Source organism: Azospirillum sp. 11R-A, assembly GCF_049472615.1.
Classification (GTDB): domain Bacteria; phylum Pseudomonadota; class Alphaproteobacteria; order Azospirillales; family Azospirillaceae; genus Azospirillum; species Azospirillum palustre.
This window is the reverse complement of the sequence record NZ_JBCEBL010000051.1, coordinates 1-19,392: the sequence shown is the minus strand read 5'-3', so window position 1 is coordinate 19,392 and position 19,392 is coordinate 1. Positions and strand designations below refer to the sequence as shown.

Below are 19,392 nucleotides of genomic sequence, written 5' to 3'. Positions count from 1 at the left end.
TGACCGAGCGATGCCTGACCCCTTGCGCGGGCGCCGCCGCGGCGCACAGCCGCGCGSCCCCCCCCCCCCNCCCCGCGACGGTGCGGTCATCCCGGCACGTCATGCCGCTCCTGCAGCCGATGCTCACCAACCGGCGGAAGAGCGGCCGGGGCGGCAACCGCAATGGAGCGACACGCGGTGCCTCTGCAGGCTGATGGGAGACCCGTTGCCTTTGCGGGATGCCGATCGCCCCGATCCCGGACAGGACAGGTCAGAGAGTGCGGCCTGGACCTCGTCGGCATGCACTCGGCACGCTACTCTCAGGAAGAGCGTCCGAAACAAGGACCCGTCCATGCTGGACTTGCCATCGCTCCGTGCCGAAACCGAGGTGCTTCGCGCGCTCGAGAAGCTTCGCGCCGATTTGACTTCCCTTCAACGCGGCAGCCTCCCGACGATCAAGCCGCGGCCGAGCAGGCGCGCTGCAGACGACTGCCGCCGAACAGAGCCTTCCATGTGCAAGCGTACATTCCACGTGGATCTGGACGCCGTCTCCGCGCTGTCCGACGGCGCACGGCACCTCGGTGGCCGGCAGATGGACCTGCCATTTCCGGATCCGGAACGATAACGCTCTCGCGTGTCCGTCACAGCGCCCAGCAGAGTGACTTGGTAGGCCTGAACGGTCATCCGGGCATCTCAGGGTAACGGCAGGGTCGATCCGGCTTGGCCGTCCTCATCACGGTCATCTTCTGCCGATCATCCCGTCAGCTAACCCATTGCCTGCAAAGTGGGAATCCGCGACCGGCGCCAAGATGTTGCCGATGTCTTCGCCGATCCGGGCTTCAGCGCCAAGCCATTGTCCGACCAGGGTATTCTGCCGTCCTGGCCCGCCATCCTTGCCGATCTTTCCAAGGCGCCGGTGGCGGCAAGGCAGCCTTCTCAGGAATCTCACGCGCCGGCCACGACCAGCCGAAATGCCCGGTTCCCTTCCACACGATGTTCGGGCGGTCGGTGACGGAGACCGCATCCCGGGCTTCTCCCATGTCCGCCGCAAGAACGTACGCTGCCATCACCGTTCCGCTTACCCGGCTGTGTCCTGAGGCGCTCGGGCACAGGCGTTCCACCCTCACCGGCCGGCCCGGCAGGTTTTTGTGAAGTCTGGCCAGCCTTCAGCGGCGCTCCACCGCCATAGGGTCGGGACGCACCACATCTCACAAGCCCCGCATCGGCGTGTCAGCATCGGTCAGCAAGCGTATACGCACGACAGTGAGCGACCGCTTGCGCTGACGGTCGGACACGGTATCCTTCTGCTCTGAGGGGGCTCAGCCAAGCAACGCGCGAGGACGCAATGGCGCAGCTTCCGATTCTGAAACTCCACAATCCGACGTTCCTGCCTGCCCCCGTCACGATCACGGTCGGCAACATCAAGGGCGGTGTCGGCAAAACGACGCTGGCCACCAATCTCGCGGTCTGGGCAGCGGTCCGACGCTTCGCAAAGACCGCTCTCATCGACACCGATGCGCAGCAGTCGGCCACGACCTTCGCCAACATGCGCGCCGAGATGCTCGGCGACCCTCTCTTCACCTGCGTGTCGATCCTCAACGCCGAGGCCTTGAAGGTTCATGCCAGGCGCATCGCCGCCGACCACGCGCTGACTATCATCGACGCCGGCGGCCGCGACACGGCGACCCTGCGTCACGCGCTCCTGATCTCGGACGCCGTGCTCATCCCGCTCGGCCCGCGCGCTTACGACGTCTGGGCCCTGCAGCAGATGGTTGACCTGATCGCCCAGGCGAGGGCGTACAACCAACGCCTCCAGGCCTTCGCGGTCCTGAGCATGGCGGACCTCCGTGGCGCCGAGAGCCAGGACGTCGCCCGGATGCTCGCCGACCTCAATGGCGTGGAGTTTCTTGATACCCCCATTCGCAAGCGCACCGCCTGGTTCCGGGCAGCGGCTGACGGCAAGGGCGTGGTCGAGGCGAAGCCCCGGGACAACGGTGCGATCGAGGATCTCGAGGCGCTGACCGGAGCCCTCTTCGAGCGTGTTCGGGCGTCAGCAACGATCCGCGCCTGACCACGCCCGTAAACCATCGTCAACGCACGTAGACGCGAGGAACCGGTCATGCGCATCAAGATGCCGACCACGAAGGCCGTGCCAACCATCACCGAGCCGAACGAGGACGCGAAAACGGCCGAAGCCTGGGCAAATGGCCCCCCTGCCGTGCCGGCGAAAAAGCGTTCGCAGCCGAAACGGAAGACCCCACCCAAGGTGCTCCGCTCGTACCGCCTGCCGCAACGTCTGCTGGATCGGATCGGGGTGGTGTCCAACGACATCAACCTGCCCGAGTACACCGTTGTCGAACTCCTGCTCAACGAGGCCCTCGCCGCCCGGGGTGTCCCGAAGACGCTCGACAAGCCCGGATGATCCCGGCACCGGCCGGCCTGAACGGCATCGCAACACACGAACCTGTCCGCGCGTCCCCGCCGGTGCTGTTCGGACGTGAGCTGATTTGCCTGGTCACGACGCCGGACAAGATGGTGATGGAAGCAGCACCTTAACCGTCCTTCGGAATGCCCTCATGATGATCCGCCTTCGCAACGGCCCGCGCCGCCAGACGATCCAGTTGATCCGCACGGTCTACAGCCCGGAAAGGGGCCGCGGTGCGCAGACCGTGGTCGCCTGTTTGCCCGCTTCGGCGACCACGCTCCCGCCGCGGGTATCGGCATGCCTGACCGCCGACGAGCGGGCGCAGGTCGAAGACTTCTTCGAGAACCGCCGCAAGCGCCATGCGGTGCAGCTCGCCGACTACAACGCCGTCCACCTGAGCGCTTGTGCGGACATGATGGTGCTCGCCGCGTCCGCCTCCGGCGGATTGGCGACGGTGCAGGCCGCCGCGGAGCGCGCCGGCATCGGGACCGCTCTGCGCCGCCTGTTCACGGCCTTGTACGGCGACTCCGTGCGCGTGGTCGTCCGTCGGCCGGCGCTTCCCCGCGCCAACAGCGGGTGAGCTGGCGCTACGGAGCCGCACTCCAGCGGCGGCTGCGCCTGCAGATCGCCCCGAGCGCGCCATGAGCCACAAGCCCCCGGCGTCAGACGATTCAGCCGGACCCGTACATGGCAGCCCTTGGCAGCCAGATCGGGCCCTGTAGCGTACGATACAAACGAGATCAGGCATGACCGCCATCACCGTCGAGCAGTACGCCGCTCTCCAGCGCGCCTTCGACCACTTCAACGCGACACTGTTCGACGGAACGTTGCCCCAGGTGCTCATCACCTTCCAGCGCAGCAAGCGCTTCAAGGGCTACTTTTCCCCCGAACGCTTCGAGAGCCTGGCGGCATCTGGCGAGCGGCGGCACGAAATCGCCTTGAACCCGGATGTGTTCGACCGCGACCAGGCCGAGATCCTCTCCACTTTGGTCCATGAGATGGTCCATCTGTGGCAAGAGGAGTTCGGGAAGCGCTCGCGCGGCGGCTATCACAACGCGGAATGGGCGGCCAAGATGAAGGCCGTCGGCCTGCACCCGAGTGACACGGGCGCGCCGGGCGGTAAGGAAACGGGACAGAGGATGACGCACATCATCGTCACGGACGGCCCCTTCGACCGTGAAGCAGCCAAACTGCTGGCGGACGGCATCGCCATCGCCTGGAGGTCCGACGCCCCGAAGGCCGGCGCCGCGAAGAAGGACAAGGTCGCCTATGCCTGCGGATGTGGGACGAAGGTGTGGGGGAAACCGGGCCTCAGGGTGATCTGCGGCGACTGCGCGGAACTCCTCGCTTCTGTGGCGGCGCAGCAGGGTGACGGCGTGGAGCTGGTTCAACCGCGTGGCGCCGGCTGATCGGGACCTTCCTGCGCGGCCGTGCTATCGGCACTGGCGAGACGGTGCTGCGGTCTGCCTACAAGCCCGTCCGCAGGGATTCCGGGGCGGCGTTCCGGAAAGTTCGGTTCGCCCTCGCGGCAGAGACGTCTCCGCGGGCACCGGTGCTCCCTGTGTACAAGCACGAGCCCGCAGACCAGCACCGTCGCGTCCGCCGAGCAACCACCACCGTCCTACCGGGACATGCCGATCGCCGCTTACCAAGCCTCCTGCGCGACGCGGACGGCATTGAAATCACTTTCGTCGCCGACTCTCCCCATAAACACAGCGCCGCCGGGCGGACCATCGTATGTTGGCCGACGCAGGAGGTCGGAAGGCCGTGTCGGTTCAGCCGTGATCGGTATCCGCAGATCTCCTGGCCGGTCATGCCTCGGGCAGGCACTCCTGGATCATCCTGATCCTGTGGTAAAGAAGCCCAGGATTCATCGGGAACACCAACGTGCCGAATACGACAACCTGGATGACACGCCACGCGGTGACACGAGCCTATGGCTGCGATCTCGCGGTGATGTGGCGCGGGCCCGATGTGTGGGCGTGGCTCATCACCGTGGCCGGCGAGCACGTCGCCTCCGGCACGGCGCGCACCATGGAGGGCGCTCAGGGTGCCGCGCTGCGCGCCGCCAAGGCTCATAGTGACAACGGTGGGCGCGTCCAGCTTCCCCTCCTCTGAGGCCTCGTCCTCGGTGCAGCGGTGTGCGGGCGCAGAGTGGCTCGATCATGTCCGCAGGCGGACAACATAGCCCCGCAATCATCCGCCTAGCCGCGGTATCCGCTGATGCGGTACATCGGCGTTCCAAGTGAACGTGGAGCCGCCATGTCCCCTTCCGACGATCCTGACTTCGGCGCCAAGGAACGCGACCTCATCCGGCGCGAGTTCATGCAGCGCATGTCCAGCGCCCGCAGCATTCATGACGGGTTCCTGCTACGGCGGTGGTCGACGGGCGAGCGCAAGGGGCAGCCGAAGGTCCCGGCCGCCGTTCAGAGCATGCTGGACCGCGGCCTTGTGGCGCTGGACGACTTCGACAAGCACTGGCCCGTGGCCCGTTTCACAACAGCAGGGTTCCGTGCCTTGCGGCGGATGGCCGCCGATCGCCGGGCCTTCACACCGGAGAGCCACGCCCGGCTCATCGAGGAGGTCGCCGCGCTGACCGGGATGGATGATGACGCGTAGGCATCGGATCGCGGTCGGCGACCGCTATGCGCGTGCCGGTACGGCCCGGCGCAGCTGCGTCATGGTGGCTCTGGTGGACAAACTCGGACACCCGCCGCACGCCCGGCTGCGGGCAGAAGATGGCACACCGTATGAAGAGGTGCTGGTTGGCGTGTCCGCGCTAACCGATTCCACCACATGGCGGCGGCTGGACTGAAGCCACCAGCTCCGGCCGTCAGCGTCCCCGCGGCTTTGTGCCGGGTATCGCCGTCGCTCGCGACCAACCGTCATGACGAGCAGGTCACAATGAGGGATCCGTCCTGATCCTCCTGATCATTGCCGATGAAGACGGCGGTGACTGGCTGCAACATAGTCTCCGCCAGGAACGCGAGCAGGTTGTCGACCTCCTTCAGCATCAGCGTTGCGGGCAACGGATGGAGGATAGCGAAGTGGATCTCGGCGCGGAGGCCGCTCGCCTGGGCTGCCGGGGTCTGACTTGCCGCGGCAGCCGGCCACGCCCTCGCAGCCCACATGGCGGTCCGGGGGCCAGGGCCGCCAGCCGGCAACACGCGTCGGACCTTGTGCCCGTCGATCACAAACCATGCGGCAGAGATTTCCTGGGAGCAGCGTGGACAAGGCGCCTGGGCGGCGAAATATGGGGTGGAAGCTCGGTCGTTCTCGGCAAGCATCCTGCCTCCGCGGGAGGAGGACGCTTGCTGCGCGGTTCAGTGGCCGCCTCGTACAGCGCGATCCGATTTGATACCTTATAAGGTATGAATAACATCTGCCATATCATGTAGCGCATTGCTGTTGACTAGGATTTGATACTGTATACGATATGGATGAGGCTGATTATTCGCTTAACGGGGTTGGTCGCGATGCAAGCACGTGAACGGTTTGGCGCGCGTATGCGCTCGTTGCGGCGCTTGCGCGGTTTCTCCCAAGCAGCCCTTGCCGAACGAACGCGGCGCACACAGGCACGTGTCGCTGCCGTCGAAGGGCGCGGTGACCCCCAGCTCACAACGATCCTGGCGCTGACGGAAGCCTTGCGGGCGGTCCTCGTCCCGGTTCCGGTCGAGCGTTTGGCGGAGGTTGAGCGTCTGCTCGACCTGAACGACCGCCAGGCCAAGCCGGACGAGCGCGTCCCGAGTGCGCTCGAGGAACTCTTCATCGCGTCCGACGAGGATGAGCCATGAGCCGCAAGGCCGAAATGTTGGGGGTCTACCTCGAGCCAACGGCGAGCGCCTCGGTGCGAGTCGGGAGTCTGCTGCTCGACAGCAAGCAGAGCGTCCGCTTCGTCGTCGACCAGGGATATATCGACCTCGGGCCGGAACGTCCGATCCTCAGCGCAGCGTGGTGGTTCCCGGGTGACGAGGAGCGGACCGTCGCACGCCTCTCGGACGCACGCGACAAGACGGGCCTGCTGGGTCTCTTGCCCGCCTGGTTCCGGAACGTGCTGCCGGAAGGCGCCCTACGGGTCGCCGTCGAACGGCAGATGGGACCAGGAATCCACACCGACTTCGACATCATGAAGCGCGTCGGGCACGATCTGCCCGGCGCCGTCGTCGTCCGGGACGAGGGGTACGCCCCGCCCGCCAGGGTGGCCGACCACACCGCCGACGACCTGCCGCCGATCCGCTTCGGTCTGGCCGGCGTGCAGATGAAGCTCTCCGTCCTCAAGGAGGGTGAGGGGCTGACGGTGCCTGCCGAGGGCCAGTACGGCTCCATCATCGCCAAACTGCCAAGCCGGCAGCGCGGGCTGGAGTTCCTGCCTGAGCTGGAATTCTCGGCAATGCGCCTCGCCACGGCCGCTGGCGTCACGGTCGCGGCCTGCGAACTGATCCCGCTGGGCAAGCTGCGCGGAATCGGTCCCGAGCACCGCAAACACGGCGAGCATGCCCTGGCGGTGACCCGGTTCGACCGCGCGTCCGGCGCACGCGTCCACATCGAAGACTTCGCCCAGATCTTCGGGGCGGTGGACAATCAGAAGTACACGATCGCAAACGAGGAAACACTGTGGAACGGTATCAAGCGCTTTGCCGCTGACCCCAACGGTGATCTGCTCGAAGCGGTGCGCCGCTTCACCGTGAACGTGCTGCTTGGCAACGGCGATGCGCACCTCAAGAACACGAGCCTGATCTATCCTGACGGACGCACGGCCCACTTGAGCCCGGCGTACGACATCGTTCCGACATTCTGCCTGGATGGGGACGACACACTGGCCATCCCCCTCGGGCGCGCCAAGACGATGGCCGACGTGACGTTGGAGACCTTCCGCAGGCCCGGCATGCTGCTCAGCCTGGATCCCCGCCTGCTGACCGACGAGGCGAAGCGCACGGTGGAACGGGCGGCCGACGAATGGCCCGCCTTGCTGCCCAACCTCCCGCTCGTGAAAAGCCACGCCGAGAAGCTGCGCGGGCGCTGGGAGGCGGTGGCACTCGCGGAAGGACATCGTCAGGTCTTCCTGTCCGGATTTGGCGCCAACCGTTCGTCCTGATCACTGCCGCGCCTCCGAGGGAACGCCGGCCGGTGCCAAAGAAACGTGAGCACGCCACGCTCAGCATCCTAGAGGGCGGGTACCGTGCAGCCGCAGATCCGAAGCGTAGCGGATCGCTCCGGTTATCTCTGATCCGCCGTCCCCGGCAACCGGTCAGCCGCCCGACCGGCCGTGCGCCCCCGCGGCGGCTGGCCGAGGAGATCGTCTGTCGGCCCGCGGGGTGCTCTACCCTGCTCGTCCACACCGGCTTGCCCTCGCACGCGGCCTGGACCAGCCGGGGCGGCACGGCTCCGGCATCCCCGACACCCATTGCGCAGGGGTAAGCAAAGGCATTGCGTTCGCACCGCGATTCCTGTGGACGATCAATCTTTTAGTGCGATTCGAGAGCTCGACAAGCCCTGGCCCCTGGCGCGTTTCGTGGCGATAGGGCTCCGCGCCCTGCGGCGGACGGCCGCCAACGACCAAGCCGTTCCCGCAGAGCCCATGGTCGGCTCCTCCTCCCTCAAGGCGGTCGCCGCGCTGATGGGGTGGACGATGACGCGTACGCATCGGATTGGGGGCGGCGACCGCTATGCGCGTGCCGGCACGCCTCGGCACAGCTGCCTTGTGGTGGGCGCTGGTAGACAAGCCCGGACACTTGTCGCGCGGCCAGCTGAAGGTCGAGGGTGGGGTACGCCCCGTGACTAAGTGCTGGTCGGCGTGTCGGCCTTGAGCAACCCCGCCGCATAGCGACGGCTGTGCCGACGTCAGCATCGGGCAATCCTGAAGCGCAGGGCAGCCCCGCCGCAGCGGCTTCACGTCCACTCTCCGTCCACCCTGCTGCCGGCGGGTGCCGCGTCCTTGCCCATGCGGCTCTCCTAGGCGGCAGCGGCCTGTCCCTGCCTCGCCCCTGCAGGCAGGGGCGAGGCAGGGACAGGCACGGCCACCATACAACCGGACGGACCTGTCTCACCGGTCCCTGTTGTCGTTCGCGCCTTGTTCCTTTGCCTCCGGTACCACGTCGCGCGGCTGCATCCCTCGACCTTCCATGGTTCCTCGTGAGACAGGCTGTTCGCCTCGTACTCGGCACGCGGGGTGGCACCCGCGGCGCGGCGGTCACGCTGCTTCCGCTGCTGCTCGCGCTCCCTCTTGATCTCGGGGCTGGCAAAGTGGCGCAGGTCGAGGTCGATCATCTCCCGCTCGGTGATCTTCAGCCGTTCGATGATGGTCGCGTCCCGGAACGCGTATCGTGGGTCAACGTCGTGGCCCCGGTAGTCGACCTTCTCGCCCCGGAAGGCACGTTCCGCCCGTGCCAGCACCGACGCCATCCGGGAGCGCATCTCTGATTCTGACCAACCGGCAGCCTCGTGTGCCAGCGCCTCGGCTTCGCGGAGGAGCACCGCGGGCGGCACCAGGTAGGACATGGCGGTCGTCGCAAGAAAGAGCCACTCGTCACGTGATCCCGACGGAATGCCGTCCGGCCAGCGCCCGGCACGGAGTTTCTGCAAGTCGGTCAATCGCCCTTCCCACAGCGTCGCAATCGAAAAGTTCGCCGGCGCCACTGCCTTGATACGATCGTCCTTCGCAGCCCGGCGCTTCGCCCGCTCGGCGCGCAGCGCGACCAACTCGGCGCGCGGCAGGGGCAGGATCTCGTCCGCCAAAGTGTCGAACTCCCAGGTGTTACCCAGGTCGGTGATCGCCTCGACCGGGTTGCCGGACTTGGCGTTAATGGTGCCGATCAGGCGCAGCACGCGCGCGGCGTCGGTCGCCGCCGGGTCGGCGCCAAACGACGCCAACGTTGCGCCGAGCACCTTCTGGCACGCTCGCCAGCGGGGCAGCGCGGCGCGCGGCGCGGCGGTGTGTCGCCACACCAGAGCGAGGCCGCGGCCGGTGGATACGGCCAGCGAGGGCGCCGGCAAGTTTTCGTCGTCCAGGGCCATACGGGTCGCCAAGAGGAACTGATCGGGGCTCAGGTTGGCGTAGCGGCCCTTGTAGTAGTCGAGATCGACGAACAGTGCGTTCAGCTCGGCAAGCTGAGCCACGACCCGGCGCACGCCCCAGAAGCGGTTTTGCGAGATGAAGACTTCGGGGCGTCCGGCGAACTCCTGCACGGCACCTCCGAGATCGGCGACGGGGATCGAGCGCTCCTGCCAAGTGCCCACCGTACGCGTGGCGATGGTGACCCGCCCCCGGCCACCGGCGTGAAGCGCTATTCCATGTGCCGCGGGCGAGTCGATACGACCCGGTCGATCCGGAATGGTGGAAACAGACATCATGCGGACGCTTGGCTCCCAACGTGAGCGTTCGTTTACGCCGTTCCACCATAGCGCGAGTCAGACGCCGCCATCCTTGTCAGCAGCCTCTGATGTGCATGGGAGTCACGACATCTGCAGGGTTCATATTGTCCGGTTCCACAGGACGTGAAACGAACCTCGACCGAGAGGCTGGCCATTCGTCCGCTGCCAACCGTCCAGCCTGTGCCCAGCAGGTCGGGACAATCGGATGCCCCCTGCCACGGGCGTGAAGAAGCCGGAGGATTTGACCGCTTAGCGACCGAGCGAGGGCCGGTCGAGTGCGTGGCGCAGTGGAACATCGTCCGCGCGTGTTGGGGCGCGTGCAGCCCCGGCGCCTCGGAAGCGCCGCCAAACGTGTAACGCTGTAATGTATTACATTACAGCGTTACCGTTACAGTGTACCGCCGTATACGGGTGTCCACGGGAAACGCGCCCTCGTCGTCTCGCCCTCTCTGCCACCGCCATGGGCGGCCAGGATCAGTCAGTCCCTGTCGACGCTACCGCGCGCGCTCGGTCGGCTGCGGTTGCGCGTGCTTGTCGGCCACCGTCTTGAGTTGCGCGAGGTCGCCGCGCAGACTGCGCAGCACGTCACCGCCATAGCGGTGGGACTTTTCGAACAGCGCATCGGCCAGACGCTGCAGTGTGGTCGCATCCTCGTGCAGGGCCATCTGCTTGGCGTTCAGGTGCTGGTCCTTGATGGCCACGCGGGCCAACTCGGCGCGTACGCGCTGGTCGTGACGCACGGCATGATCGTCGTCGGCAGCGTCGGCCTTCAGGTACTCGCGCAGCGCCAGGCGGGCGCTCTTCGCGTCGGGGGCAACACGGTAGATCTCGATGGTCTGATTCTCGACAGTCAGGGCGGCCATGCGCGGCATCACAGCCTCGATCAGCACCGCCAACTTGCTCTGCGCGCGTTCTTTGACCGCGCTGAACCAGATGCTCAGGACACGCACGGCGTGTTCGACCACGCTGGTGAGCGTCTGCACCTGACGACGCAGCAGCGTGTTCTGCGCTTCCAGGCGGTCGGCTTCCTCGGTCCGCAGTTGCGCCTCTCGCCGGGCCCTCGTCAGTTCCTCGTCCTTGGCGCGCATGGCGCCGGCATGCACGCGGATCACGCCGGCCATTTCCTCGGTGCGATCGCGGTTGATCTTGTCGATACGGGCCCTTACCCGGGCCTCAGCCGCTTGCTGAACACGGATTGCGCGGGCGCCGCTGTCCATCACCGCCCACAGTTCGTCCTGCTCGCAGCCGTACGCGCGGCAAAGCACCGTCAGCGTCTCCTCGAGCGATGCTGCGCGTTGCGCGGCCGCTGCCTGGGCGGCCCGCTCGGCCTCAAGCTCCTTCCTGGCAATCTCCCGCTCGGCCGTGACCGCATCGCGCTCCATCTCAGCGTCGGCAACGCGCCTCAAGGCGTCCAGGGCACATCGGCGCCATTCGTCACCTCGTCCTGCGGCGAGTTCGGCGGCCCCGGCGGCGACAATGGCGGCCTGCTCCGCCTCAAGGGCGCGCTCGCGGTCGCGGTCCTGTTCGGCTTGGCGGCCCCGCAGGTCGGTCTCCCATTCAGCCAGATGCTGCTGGCGCGCATCGAGTTCGGCAACGGCCATCTCCAGCTGCTTGGCCTGGCGATTGTGCTCGGCCTTGCTGGCGTCGTGCGGTTTGCCCTTCTCGGCCGCGACGGTGGTGCTGGCTCCAACGTGGCGCTGCGGCGCCCGGTCGGTGATCCCCAGCGTTTCGAAGGACTCAACCTCCAGGCGGACCGGCGTACCCCACGTCTCCAGCATCGGGTTCACATAGTCGCGCCAATGCCGGCGGATCGCGAGCTTGCCGGACCGGTCGGCGAAGGTGTCGATGACGTACTGCCGGCGCGCGCGCGTCCGCTTGCCACCGTCGGCGCGCGCCTCCGCGCGCTTTCGCGCCTCGTATTCCGTCTCCAGCTCGTTGATGACAATGACGTGGGCATGGGGATTTCTGCCCCGGTTTCGGTGAATTGCGCACACCGCCACCGGCTTGCGATTCTTCCCGCGCGGGCTGCGTTCGCCGTTGCGGGTCAGGCTTTCCATCCAGCCCTTCATCAGCTCGCGCTGCAGGTCATCGGTGATGTCACGCGGCAGCGCCAGAATGAAGCCCTTGATGATTCCGCTACGGCGCTTCGTCACGAATCCCTTCCACTCCCTCAGCTGCTTCTCGATGGCGGCACGGCGCTCCGCCGTGAGCGACTTGCGCCCGCTGTCCAGGAGCTTCTTCTGCTCATCGCGATGTGCCCGCTCCCACGCCTTCTGATCGGCGAAGGACGCCGACAGAGCCTTGCTGGTGGCATTGATGACGTCGCCCGAGGGTGCATCCTTTGGCAGGTCGAGGCCGGTGTGGATCAGATCGCTGTCGTGCATCTTGTCGTCGTCGACGTTGTAGTCGAGCTGCCGCATGGCGCCTTTGTGCGTCGTGATCCCCTTGATGTTGACGGTCAGGTGCAGCATCCTGGTGGTGAAGGGTGCGGTCACGGCATCATCCTCTGAGCTCATGCGTCGCGGGCTCCCGCGTTAAGAGTGACCGGCCTGCCGGTCACGCCCCGAAAGGCCGCTTGCGGCCGGAGGGCTTAACGCAAAGTGCGCTGGGGTTCATCCCCGGTGCGACGCTAAGCAGGAGCGTGGTCGCAGAAGCTTCAGCCCGCAACGGGTGCACCCGTTGCGGGCTGAAAGAAATTCGGCACAGCCCCTCTCATCGCCCCCGAACTCCATACCCCAGCGGCGCCGGAACGGCGCGCGGSSKCGCTCCGCTCGGCCGAAGTCACGTCCCAGGTTGGCGCCGTTGGCGCCCTGCCACGCACAACTGGTTCCCGGCCCTACGGCCCAAGCACCCTCCCCGCCCCTTCCAATGCAACCATCCGGGGGCTGCTCCGCAGCCCCGAAGCAACCATCCTGCGCGGCTTCGCCGCGCCGCTTGCTCAGGCTTGGTGTAGCGGTCCCTGCAACGCCTGGGCCTCGCCCTCGCTCAGCTCGCGGATCAGCGCCCGGTCGCGCGCGCCGATCCGGGTCAGACCGCCGATCGATGCGTCGACGAAGGCGCGGTTTGGGCAAGAGCACATCTGGCTCTCGTGTATACGCTCGCACACGATTACGGCTCTGCAAGCAAGGCACTGCGCCGCCACGATCACCGGTCGTCCTCCATGGTTGGGGGCTGTATACTGGAGCGCTCACAAGGAGGGAGCAATGGCCGACGAACCGCTGTTTGTGTCGACTCCGCGCCCGGTGCGGTTCGCCCCGGACGGCACCCCGTGGCCAATCTGCCCGTGCGGCGAACACCAAGCCTCGGCGCCCAGCTGGCACGGCTGGCACGGTTGCCCCTGCGGCGGCGCCACGGGCGAGATCACGAGCCTCGGCACCGCGCATTGGATCCTGCAAGACAGGCCCCTTGTCGAGCAACGGCGCCAGGCCCGGCACACACGCACGGAGGCTGAGATAGCGGTCCGATTGCAGGCCAAGATCCGCTGAGGCGGACCATATACATCAGCGAGATCACGTTCCGCTGTGGGATGGGATCGTTGTAGCGCCAGACTTCAGGGCGGCCGAGCGCGGACCGGGGCCGCCCTTTTTCTGTCCACACTCGTATACGCCGTAGGGTCCGCCGATCAGCTGAATTGTTCCTTATTTATTCCATTGGTGCGCAGAAGCACCTATGACGAGGGATGCCGGCACGTTGTCCGCGCCGCCGGTGTGGGCAAGTCGGCGGGAAGACGGCATCATCACATCAACAGTGACGGCCCGTCGGCGGTGACGGTAAGCTCGCGGGATGTCGCCGCTTTCGTATGCCCGCCACCAATTCCCGCCCGCGATTATCCAGCATGCGATCTGGTTGTACCTGCGGTTCACCTTGAGCTACCGAGATGTCGAGGAACTGTTGGCTGAACGCGGCATCAACATGTTTTACGAAACCATGTGCCGCTGGGTCTTGAATTTCGGGCCCGCCATCGCCGGCAACTTGCGGCGCCTCCGGCCGAAACCCAGCCTGCGATGGCATTTGGATGAGATGATGATCAGGGTGAGTGGCCGACTCATGTACTTGTGGCGGGCCGTCGATGAAGGCGAGGTGTTGAAGGTGCTCGTTTAGCGCCGACGCGATAAGGCTGCGGCCCGCAAGCTGATGCGGAAGCTGCTGAAGAAACACAGTTTCGCCCCCATCCAGATCACCACCGACAAGCTCCACTCCTATGGGGCCGCCTTCCGTGAGATCGGCTTGGCGGCACGAGCAGGGCCGGCGACAGAACAACCGGGCCGAGGTCTCCCACCAGCCGGTTCGCCAGCGCGAACTCTATACCCGCTTGGCCTCCCGAACACCACCGGCCCGGCCATTTTGCACCAACGTCATTCACCGGCACTATGGGCAGGTGGGCAGACATGGAAAAGCCCGGCATAAGGGCCGGGCTTGGTCACAGGACTCTGTCGGGACGAGGTCAGCTGCCCTGATCGATCTGGGTCAGCTGAGCTTGAGCGTTTGCCAACTCCTGCTTCAAGCGCTCGATGCGCCGGACCAGGACCGCTCGGTCGGGCAGAGCGTTCTGCGCGCCGGGCTCAGCGCGCTTCTTGAACGCCTTGGCCTCAACGCGGGTGAGGTCGGGGCGGATGTCGGGCTCGGCGGCGGCCAGCTCGTCGTCTGACAGGGTGGCGATCTCGTAGATCACCGAGTCCGCCGGCGGCAGCCGTTCAAGCGGAATGCGCCCGCTGTCGACGAACTCGGCCACGGTGCGCAGCTGACGGGCGCGTGACGGGCTAAAGGGCAACTCGGCCCGCACCATCGCCTCGTACTCGCCGTGCTCCATACGCTCCTTGGCGACCACCAGCCACCGACCGATCGCCAGGAAGTCGTCCCGTGCTCGCTCCCATAAAGCCTTGATCTTCTCGACGGTGTGCGTCCGCGAATGGAAGGTGATGACCTCCTGCGGCCGACCGGCACCGTCATCGGCGAACAGACCGGCGTATCGGTCCGGGGTAGGGCGGGGCAGCTTGACCTTACCGTCCAGCTTCACTGTTTCACTCCCAGAACGTCGGCGATGAACCGCCAGTTTTCCCACCACATGTCAGCCGTCTTGGCGCCGCGCAGCTCTACGACGCCGATCCCGACATCGTAGGTTCGATGCACCTCGGCCAGATCCGGGATGAGGGCAGGCGCCACCGTGACGCCTACGGCCAAGCCACGATAGGCGGCGCTCGTCTCGACCTGCTTGGGCTTCACCCCGTTCAGCAGAACCACCATCGGACGGGCGAACGGCCGCACAGCTTTCAGTGTGTCCTTCAGGGAGTCCATCTCCTCTCCCCGGACACCGGATGGCAGCAGGATCAGATCAGCGGTTTCGATCAGCACCTTCAGCGCGCCAGGGTGATCCTCGACCGAGGCCGGGGTATCGACGATCAGCAGGTCAACATCCTCAATCGGCTCCGGAGCGCTATCGATGTCACGCATCGGCACTTCAAAGCTCTGGATCGAGGGCAGGGTGTCGGGGCGCCGTTCCAGCCATTTGCTCAAGGTCCGCTGGCGGTCAGCGTCAAGCACGGCCACCCGTAGGCCGCTTAATACGGCAGCCACGGCCATGTTTCTGGCTGTCGTCGTCTTGCCGGCACCGCCCTTTGGGCCGAGCACCAGAAGTTGCTTCATCAGGATCTCCGGTTGATCGCGCTGAGCAAAGCGTTAACCGGTTAACGGACTTTGCCTTGCTGCCAGACAGCTGCCATTTTAGCGGAGGCTCGGCTACAGGGCAATTCGCCTGTTACCGGGGAAGGAAGTCGCGAAAGTACAAGGCGGGGGGAGAGCGCTCTGCGATCCGCGGTCGCGAAAGTACAAGTGCCTCAGCGGACCATCTTGCGCTCTGGAATCGGGGGAGGTGAGGGGTGAAGGACCACTCCAGCATCGCTGACATCCACCTCGGCATCGGGGTAGACAGCGAGGGCCATCTTCAGCGCCTCGGTGAACCGTGGCTTGAAATGCTTCAGGTTTTGGTAGCTGTGGCCGAATTGGCCGAACAGCGCCGCCCAAGTTACTGGGGTCTTCAGTTCGAGGACGTGCAGCCGGTAGGCTAGCCAGACATAGACATCGATTGCCATGCTTTTCCCGGCGATCAGCTTCATGGCCGGCTCCCATACCGGCACTGGATGTTCCTTGAGCGCTTGGAAGAAGCTGTCGCTTAGACGAACGGTGTCCACCCATAGACGCAGCTGATTCTCGTCGTCATGCTCGTAGAGCTGGATGCCACCCTTGACTATGGCATCCTTCTCGAAAGCCTTACCGCGGCGGTCATTGTCCCAGACAAAGGTCAGGTTGCAGGCGCTGATTCTGTTAGCCTGTTCCTTGACGTCCCGGTACTGTTTGCCGCCGACACCAACTCCCATCCGGGACAGCCAGTCCTTCATGGAAGCGCCAAGTTCAACCTCTGGGCTTCCCGTCTGAATCGCTCTCGTTTGCAGGTACAGCATGATCAGCCGAGCACGGCTGCCATAAGGAACGCCATGCAGTTGCATGGTCCCCGTCCTGTCCGGCAAATAGCCCGGCGTGATCACCAGCTTGACCTTATGTCCCTGGCGCTCCCAGACTGCGTCATCGGCCAACGGATTGTGGGGCAGAGCGGTCAGGCAGAATCCGGCATAGGTAATGCCCATGGCCCGGCTCTCGATCGCCATCGCTTGGGCGGCCGTGTCGATTAGCTTGCGCTCGCCGCTGGGAACCAGCTTTCGCGCTTGCTCGACACCGACCCTGGCGATCAGATCGTGAACGGACGCCATGGAATCCTCGCTGGCCAACCCTTGCAGGACTGTGGTTCCCCGGCGGGCGGCGAGTCAAATTGTACTTTCGCGACCAGCCTATTTGAGAATCTAGTTGGATTCTTATTAGTTGCTTGGTCGCAAGCGTACAGTGGATAAGCCGAGTCGATGCGAGTCGCAGTCGCCAAAGTACAAGCGGGCGGTCGCAACGGTACAAGCCCAGCCTGTTGAGAACCGCCATGGTCGCGAAAGTACAAGGGCGCGGGGCCGCGAATCGGACTGAATCAGGATGTAGCTGACGTTGGTCGGCGTGTTGCAGGGAGGTGAGCGAGGTAGTGGACCGCCTCAACCCCGCTGATGGTCAGGCGACGCGGACGGAGTTCGGGCGTCCGAGGTCGAATGCGGTTGAGGACTGCGACGCCGATCACGACCTCGGTGGCCTGCTTCGCGTGACCGTGGAAGTGCAGTGCCTCGCCAATGACGCCCTTCCAGCGTGTCATTTTGCTCTCCGTGCCGGCCCACTTGTTGTATCCGCTGCTCCGCTGCCAAGCCATCTGGCCCGTCTCAGGGATGGCCTGGATGTGATGGTCACGCGGGCTGGGGACGGTGTGCGCCCTGTCGCTGAGTACGGCGTGCGCACGCGGTGGCGCCACCACTGCGGTCTTGCGATGGCGCTCGTGCACGGCCGCGTAGACGCCGCTCCGGTCGTACGCGCCATCGCCGGTCCGGGAGGCCACGGGCGCGGATATCCGGTCAAACAACGGACCGAACTGAGAGGCATCCTCGACGCCACGGTCGGTCAGCGTGGCTGCAACGATCCGCCCGCTGCCTGCATCCATGCCTATGTGCAGGGCGCGCCAGGAGCGCCGCCGCTTGGTGCCGTGCTTCTCAATCAACCATTCGCTCGGCCCGCACAGCTTCAGCCCGGTGCTGTCAACCAGCAGGTGGATGGGCCCGCCGCTCGAGTGCGGTACTCAGGGCAGCGTCACCGTCCGTGCACGGCGCGCGATGTTGGAGTAATCCGGCACTGGCAGCTCCACGCCAAGCAGATGGAGAATGGAGGCGGGCAGCCCCTCGGTCTGCCGCAGCGCCAGTCTGAACAGGGCGCGCAGCATGAGCGCCGTCGTGATCGCCAAGTCTGAGTAGTTCGGCTGCCCACCTGGCGTGGTGCGCGGCGCCGCTTTCCGGCCCGCAATCGCCTCCTCGCTGACCCACACGGTGAGACTGCCACGCTGGCGCAGGGCGGCATTGACCTTGTTTGGCATGGCAGGCGACCAGAACGGAGACGGAGCCGATGCCTACGACAGCAATGCTTTCCGTGCAACAACCCGCCGTGATCGCGAAGTTCCGAGCCAACGCGGCGAGGGTGCTGGCTGAACCGGCGGTCGACCGCCTGCAATCCAGCGTGCTGGCCATCGAAAGTGCAAGCGATACGACCTGTCTTTTCCAGCTTATGGCGGTGGTTTGAGACAACCCGCGTCGTGAGAGTGTGAAAGCAAGGGAATGTGGCGGCATAAGGATAATCCACCTTTGTCCGCAGTGTAGGGGACCGCCACGGCAATTTCGTTGCTACCGACCCCACACCGGGAAATAGCGGGAATTTCCAAGTGTCTTATGCCGACTTGCTGTGTTTGGCCATCGAGCGCATGGTCAATGCATCGACCGCTTCGTCGACCAGCCGGTCGAACCGGCTCTCGGCGGCCGGATCGGTGATCTTGCCGTCGACCAGATCCTTGCCGGTCAAGTACAGTCCGGTACCCAGTACCTGAGCCTGAAAGACCGCGAAGAGTGGGCGGAGCTGATGCTCGATCATCAGTGCATGACGCTCGCTTCCGCCGGTGGCCAGTAGCGCGACCGGGGTGGCGACGAGCGAGCGGTAGTCGAGCAGATCGACGAAATGCTTGAACAGGCCGCTGTAGGATCCTTTGTAGACCGGCGTGGCGGCGACGACCAAGTCTGCTTCTTCCACAGCACGCAGCGCGGCTTCGAGTTCGTCGCCAGCGGCGTCCCGACTGTGGACTGCGAGGGACCCGAGTGTCGCGATGTCGATGACGCGGCCGTCGGCGGCGATCCGCCGCCCGATCTGCGCGAGGGTCAGGTCGACCAGCCGCCGGCTGCTGGAGGGTGCCGAGAGGCTGCCGGCGATGCCGACGATTGAAAGGCTGCTCATGGTCGGGCTTTCCAGTTCAAAGTTCGTATGTTCGGCAGAGGTGGTTGGCTGTGATCCCGATCAGGTCGGGTGGAACCAAGCCGGAGGAGGGTGTGCAGAGAAGGAAATGCGGCGGGCGCCGGTCGAAGCGGATTGGGAGCTCACCGCCGCAGCCGGCGCTCCAGCCACAGGCTGTAGCGGGACGCGATGACGCAGACCGTCAGGTAGATCAGCGCCGCGAAGCCGAAGGCTTCATCATAGAATCCGAGCCAGGCCGGATCCTTGGCGGCGGTGCGCGCGGTGTTCAGCAGGTCGAACAGGCCGATGACGATGATCAGCGTGGTGTCCTGGAACAGCCCGATCGCCAGGGTCACGATGGAGGGGATCACCGTCCTGAGCGCCTGCGGCAGGATGACCAGCCGCATCGATTGCCAATAGCCGATCCCCAGCGCCTGGGCGGCTTCATACTGGCCCGCCGGGATGGACTGGAGGCCGGCGCGGACGATCTCGGCCAGATAGGCGGAGACGAACAGGACGATGGCGATCTGCGCCCGCAGCAGCTTGTCGATGGCGGCGCCGGCCGGCAGCATCAGCGGCAGCAGCAGGGTCGCGACATAGAGCACCGCGATCAGCGGCACGCCGCGCGTCACCTCGATGAACAGGACGGCCAGCGTCCGCACCCCGCCCATGGAGCTGCGCCGGGCGAGTGCCAGCAGCACCGCCAG

21 protein-coding genes and 1 pseudogene are annotated in these 19,392 nt (G+C 65.7%); 11 read left to right on the top strand and 11 right to left on the bottom strand.

Annotation, left to right across the window (positions count from 1 at the left end; translation table 11 throughout):
- Positions 1–1,324: 1,324 nt before the first annotated feature.
- The 6 genes from VH569_RS34375 (at position 1,325) to VH569_RS34350 (ending at position 5,023) form a co-directional block, all read left to right on the top strand.
- Positions 1,325–2,050 (top strand): AAA family ATPase, encoded by a 726-nt coding sequence (locus tag VH569_RS34375; RefSeq protein ID WP_423321671.1) that lies wholly within the window; start codon positions 1,325–1,327, stop codon positions 2,048–2,050.
- A 48-nt stretch (positions 2,051–2,098) separates the two neighbouring features.
- Positions 2,099–2,401, top strand: coding sequence for a hypothetical protein (locus tag VH569_RS34370; RefSeq protein ID WP_423321669.1), 303 nt, complete (start codon positions 2,099–2,101; stop codon positions 2,399–2,401).
- 154 nt (positions 2,402–2,555) lie between these two features.
- Positions 2,556–2,984, top strand: coding sequence for a hypothetical protein (locus tag VH569_RS34365; protein WP_423321668.1), 429 nt, complete (start codon positions 2,556–2,558; stop codon positions 2,982–2,984).
- A 166-nt stretch (positions 2,985–3,150) separates the two neighbouring features.
- Positions 3,151–3,813: a SprT-like domain-containing protein gene (locus VH569_RS34360; RefSeq protein ID WP_423321666.1), complete on the top strand. Its 663-nt coding sequence runs from the start codon at positions 3,151–3,153 to the stop codon at positions 3,811–3,813.
- 499 nt (positions 3,814–4,312) lie between these two features.
- Positions 4,313–4,522, top strand: a complete 210-nt coding sequence (locus VH569_RS34355; RefSeq protein ID WP_423321664.1) for a hypothetical protein — start codon at positions 4,313–4,315, stop codon at positions 4,520–4,522.
- Between the two features lie 144 nt (positions 4,523–4,666).
- On the top strand, positions 4,667–5,023 hold the full coding sequence (locus tag VH569_RS34350) for a hypothetical protein (protein ID WP_423321662.1): 357 nt from the start codon (positions 4,667–4,669) through the stop codon (positions 5,021–5,023).
- A 266-nt stretch (positions 5,024–5,289) separates the two neighbouring features.
- Here VH569_RS34350 and VH569_RS34345 read toward each other — a convergent pair whose 3' ends face one another.
- Positions 5,290–5,691: a hypothetical protein gene (locus VH569_RS34345; RefSeq protein WP_423321660.1), complete on the bottom strand. Its 402-nt coding sequence runs from the start codon at positions 5,689–5,691 to the stop codon at positions 5,290–5,292.
- Between the two features lie 153 nt (positions 5,692–5,844).
- On the opposite strand from VH569_RS34345, the gene VH569_RS34340 reads away from it, so the two are divergent.
- Together VH569_RS34340 and VH569_RS34335 are read left to right on the top strand one after the other, a co-directional pair.
- A complete protein-coding gene (locus VH569_RS34340) occupies positions 5,845–6,198 on the top strand; it encodes a helix-turn-helix domain-containing protein (protein ID WP_423321659.1) in 354 nt (117 codons plus the stop codon).
- Positions 6,195–7,499 (top strand): type II toxin-antitoxin system HipA family toxin, encoded by a 1,305-nt coding sequence (locus tag VH569_RS34335; RefSeq protein WP_423321657.1) that lies wholly within the window; start codon positions 6,195–6,197, stop codon positions 7,497–7,499. The genes VH569_RS34340 and VH569_RS34335 overlap by 4 nt, the downstream gene beginning before the upstream one ends.
- An 857-nt stretch (positions 7,500–8,356) precedes the next feature.
- Here the strand turns inward: VH569_RS34335 and VH569_RS34330 are convergent.
- The 3 genes from VH569_RS34330 to VH569_RS34320 all read right to left on the bottom strand — a co-directional run bounded on the left by VH569_RS34330 (position 8,357) and on the right by VH569_RS34320 (position 12,854).
- Complete coding sequence (locus tag VH569_RS34330) at positions 8,357–9,754, bottom strand: hypothetical protein (protein WP_423321656.1); 1,398 nt, start codon at positions 9,752–9,754, stop codon at positions 8,357–8,359.
- 515 nt (positions 9,755–10,269) lie between these two features.
- Positions 10,270–12,270 (bottom strand): MobA/MobL family protein, encoded by a 2,001-nt coding sequence (locus VH569_RS34325; RefSeq protein WP_423321654.1) that lies wholly within the window; start codon positions 12,268–12,270, stop codon positions 10,270–10,272.
- Positions 12,271–12,713: 443 nt separating this feature from the next.
- Positions 12,714–12,854, bottom strand: a complete 141-nt coding sequence (locus VH569_RS34320) for a hypothetical protein (RefSeq protein WP_179166288.1) — start codon at positions 12,852–12,854, stop codon at positions 12,714–12,716.
- Between the two features lie 124 nt (positions 12,855–12,978).
- Here VH569_RS34320 and VH569_RS34315 point away from each other — a divergent pair, with 124 nt between their 5' ends.
- Both VH569_RS34315 and VH569_RS34310 read left to right on the top strand, forming a co-directional pair.
- Positions 12,979–13,260: a hypothetical protein gene (locus VH569_RS34315; RefSeq protein ID WP_085557442.1), complete on the top strand. Its 282-nt coding sequence runs from the start codon at positions 12,979–12,981 to the stop codon at positions 13,258–13,260.
- 298 nt (positions 13,261–13,558) lie between these two features.
- Positions 13,559–14,075 (top strand): annotated as a pseudogene (locus VH569_RS34310) (IS6 family transposase); the annotation flags it as partial.
- Between the two features lie 144 nt (positions 14,076–14,219).
- Here VH569_RS34310 and VH569_RS34305 read toward each other — a convergent pair.
- The 5 genes from VH569_RS34305 to VH569_RS34285 all read right to left on the bottom strand — a co-directional run bounded on the left by VH569_RS34305 (position 14,220) and on the right by VH569_RS34285 (position 17,783).
- A complete protein-coding gene (locus VH569_RS34305) occupies positions 14,220–14,792 on the bottom strand; it encodes a hypothetical protein (protein ID WP_423321675.1) in 573 nt (190 codons plus the stop codon).
- Entirely contained in the window at positions 14,789–15,418 is a 630-nt protein-coding gene (locus VH569_RS34300; RefSeq protein WP_423321651.1) for a division plane positioning ATPase MipZ, read from the bottom strand. Before VH569_RS34300 ends, VH569_RS34305 begins: the two co-directional genes overlap by 4 nt.
- A gap of 191 nt (positions 15,419–15,609) precedes the next feature.
- Entirely contained in the window at positions 15,610–16,539 is a 930-nt protein-coding gene (locus tag VH569_RS34295) for a replication protein RepA (RefSeq protein WP_423321649.1), read from the bottom strand.
- 263 nt (positions 16,540–16,802) lie between these two features.
- On the bottom strand, positions 16,803–17,435 hold the full coding sequence (locus VH569_RS34290) for a transposase (RefSeq protein ID WP_423321673.1): 633 nt from the start codon (positions 17,433–17,435) through the stop codon (positions 16,803–16,805).
- A gap of 57 nt (positions 17,436–17,492) precedes the next feature.
- The gene (locus VH569_RS34285; protein WP_423321647.1) at positions 17,493–17,783 is read right to left on the bottom strand and encodes a transposase; all 291 of its coding nucleotides are present in this window, start codon (positions 17,781–17,783) and stop codon (positions 17,493–17,495) included.
- A gap of 29 nt (positions 17,784–17,812) precedes the next feature.
- Between VH569_RS34285 and VH569_RS34280 the strand changes: the two genes are divergently transcribed.
- Positions 17,813–17,986, top strand: coding sequence for a hypothetical protein (locus VH569_RS34280; protein WP_423321645.1), 174 nt, complete (start codon positions 17,813–17,815; stop codon positions 17,984–17,986).
- 144 nt (positions 17,987–18,130) lie between these two features.
- On the opposite strand, the gene VH569_RS34275 is transcribed toward VH569_RS34280, so the two are convergent.
- A complete protein-coding gene (locus VH569_RS34275; protein ID WP_423321643.1) occupies positions 18,131–18,688 on the bottom strand; it encodes an NAD(P)H-dependent oxidoreductase in 558 nt (185 codons plus the stop codon).
- Between the two features lie 140 nt (positions 18,689–18,828).
- Positions 18,829–19,392 (bottom strand): amino acid ABC transporter permease (locus tag VH569_RS34270; RefSeq protein WP_423321641.1); only part of this gene is annotated, 564 nt, incomplete at its 5' end.

Coding starts and splice junctions, on each gene's coding strand:
- VH569_RS34375 (WP_423321671.1), top strand. CDS start 1,325: ATGGCGCAGCTTCCGATTCTGAAACTCCACAATCCGACGTTCCTGCCT.
- VH569_RS34370 (WP_423321669.1), top strand. CDS start 2,099: ATGCGCATCAAGATGCCGACCACGAAGGCCGTGCCAACCATCACCGAG.
- VH569_RS34365 (WP_423321668.1), top strand. CDS start 2,556: ATGATGATCCGCCTTCGCAACGGCCCGCGCCGCCAGACGATCCAGTTG.
- VH569_RS34360 (WP_423321666.1), top strand. CDS start 3,151: ATGACCGCCATCACCGTCGAGCAGTACGCCGCTCTCCAGCGCGCCTTC.
- VH569_RS34355 (WP_423321664.1), top strand. CDS start 4,313: ATGACACGCCACGCGGTGACACGAGCCTATGGCTGCGATCTCGCGGTG.
- VH569_RS34350 (WP_423321662.1), top strand. CDS start 4,667: ATGTCCCCTTCCGACGATCCTGACTTCGGCGCCAAGGAACGCGACCTC.
- VH569_RS34345 (WP_423321660.1), bottom strand. CDS start 5,691: ATGCTTGCCGAGAACGACCGAGCTTCCACCCCATATTTCGCCGCCCAG.
- VH569_RS34340 (WP_423321659.1), top strand. CDS start 5,845: ATGAGGCTGATTATTCGCTTAACGGGGTTGGTCGCGATGCAAGCACGT.
- VH569_RS34335 (WP_423321657.1), top strand. CDS start 6,195: ATGAGCCGCAAGGCCGAAATGTTGGGGGTCTACCTCGAGCCAACGGCG.
- VH569_RS34330 (WP_423321656.1), bottom strand. CDS start 9,754: ATGATGTCTGTTTCCACCATTCCGGATCGACCGGGTCGTATCGACTCG.
- VH569_RS34320 (WP_179166288.1), bottom strand. CDS start 12,854: ATGTGCTCTTGCCCAAACCGCGCCTTCGTCGACGCATCGATCGGCGGT.
- VH569_RS34315 (WP_085557442.1), top strand. CDS start 12,979: ATGGCCGACGAACCGCTGTTTGTGTCGACTCCGCGCCCGGTGCGGTTC.
- VH569_RS34300 (WP_423321651.1), bottom strand. CDS start 15,418: ATGAAGCAACTTCTGGTGCTCGGCCCAAAGGGCGGTGCCGGCAAGACG.
- VH569_RS34295 (WP_423321649.1), bottom strand. CDS start 16,539: ATGGCGTCCGTTCACGATCTGATCGCCAGGGTCGGTGTCGAGCAAGCG.
- VH569_RS34285 (WP_423321647.1), bottom strand. CDS start 17,783: ATGCCAAACAAGGTCAATGCCGCCCTGCGCCAGCGTGGCAGTCTCACC.
- VH569_RS34280 (WP_423321645.1), top strand. CDS start 17,813: ATGCCTACGACAGCAATGCTTTCCGTGCAACAACCCGCCGTGATCGCG.
- VH569_RS34275 (WP_423321643.1), bottom strand. CDS start 18,688: ATGAGCAGCCTTTCAATCGTCGGCATCGCCGGCAGCCTCTCGGCACCC.